The sequence below is a fragment of the Bradyrhizobium sp. genome (genome assembly GCF_049581145.1).
Taxonomy (GTDB): Bacteria; Pseudomonadota; Alphaproteobacteria; order Rhizobiales; family Xanthobacteraceae; genus Bradyrhizobium.
The window spans coordinates 1-1,765 of sequence record NZ_JBAURI010000413.1; the positions used below are offsets into that span (position 1 = coordinate 1).

General features: G+C 60.2%; 1 pseudogene. It reads left to right on the forward strand.

The features are described 5' to 3' along the window. Window positions 1–1,765: pseudogene (locus WCB02_RS13470) on the forward strand (histidine kinase); the annotation flags it as partial.

Consider the following 1,765-nt stretch of genomic DNA (forward strand, 5'->3'; position numbering starts at 1 on the left):
TCGCCTGTCTCGGCGCCGCCGCCGACACGGAAACATTGGCGATCGTTCTCGAAACCTCGTTGGACCAGGTTCACGCGTCGCTCTCGGACGCGGTCCGCCAGGAACTGGTCGAACGTCGCGGAGATAGCTATTACTTTATCCACGACCGGGTGCAGGAAGCCGCTTATTCGATGATCCCGCAGACCTCGCGCGCCGAGGTTCATCTCCGCATTGGAAGATTGCTGACGGAGCGGACCCCGAAGGAGCTGCAAGAAGAGGCGATCTTCGAGATCGTCAGCCAATTCAATCAGGGCGCGGCCTTGATCGCCTCAAAGGAGGAGCGTGCGCAGGTCGCGCAGCTCAACCTCGTCGCCGGCAAACGCGCAAAGGCCTCGGCTGCCTACGCTTCGGCGCTCTCCTACCTCAAGGCTGGCATGGAGCTGTTGTCGCAGGAGGCGTGGGAGAACCGGCAGGGGCTGGCATTCGAGTTGGAGCAGCACCGAGCCGATTGCGAGCTTTGGATGGGCGCATTCTCGTCCGCGGAGGAGCGCCTTGCGGCGCTTGCATCACGCGCGGCGGATACGGTCCAGCGTGCGGTCGTCGCAAGCCGACGCGTCGATTTATATACGATGCTCAGGAACAGTAACCGTGCCGTTGAGCTGGGCTTGGAATACCTCCGGAGCGTGGGAATCGACTGGCCGCCTCATCCTTCGGAGATGGAGGCGCAGCGGGAGTACCAGCGCATCTGGTCCAATCTGGGTGATCGGGAAATCGAGGAACTGATCAACCTGTCGCGAATGGCCGATTCAGAGCAACTCGCGACGCTGGACTTTCTTGCAATGTTCGGCGCGCCAACGTTATATTTCGACGAAAATTTGTACACGCTCGCGATCTGCAGGGGGGTAAATCTCAGCCTCGATCACGGGAACAGCGACGCCTCAACAGCTATTTATGCCGCGGTCGGGCTTTCCGCTAGTTACCACTTCAGCGACTATGCCGCCGGCTATCGGCTTGGAAGGCTCGCCTGCGATCTGGTTGAACAACGCGGAATGAGGCGGTTTGCCGCAAAGACCTATGTGGTCTTTGCGCTTCTCACGCCTTGGACGCGACCGCTTGGCGAGAGCCTGGAAGCCGGGCGGCGAGGATTTCAAGTCGCGAGCGAGCTCGGAGACGCGGCGTACGCCGCGCGCGCTCTGAGCACGGTCACTTTCCGTCGTCTTGCGGTGGGCGAACCGCTCGATCGGGTGGCCCGAGAGGCCGAAGATGCAATGGAGTTTTCGCGCAAACTCGGATTCGAACACATCGCTAACCTGGTGTTTCCTACTCTCGCGATCACCCGGATGCTTCGCGGCGAGACGGTCAAATTCGGTTCATTCGACCAGGGCAACTTATCGGAACGCGCCTTCGAAGAGCGCATGACCAGACTTCGGGCGGTCGTGCCGGAATGCTTTTACTGGATCAGAAAGCTGCAAGCGGGCCTCTCCGCTGGCGATTATACAGCCGCCATCGATGCGGCAGAGAAAGCCGAAAGAGGGGTGACTTCCGGCTTATTGAAGATCCATCCCTTGGAGTTGGCGGAATACCATCTTTATACCGCGCTCTCTCATGCAGCATGTTGCGAGCCCACGGGCCTCGATCCTTATGCAACCCATCAAGCCAAGCTTGCGGCGCATCACGCGCAGATTAAGTCGTGGGAAGCGAACTGCCCGGCGAACTTCGAGCATGCCGTAGCACTGGTTGGCGCCGAGATTGCCAGAATCGAAGGCCGCGTGCTGGATGCCGAGTC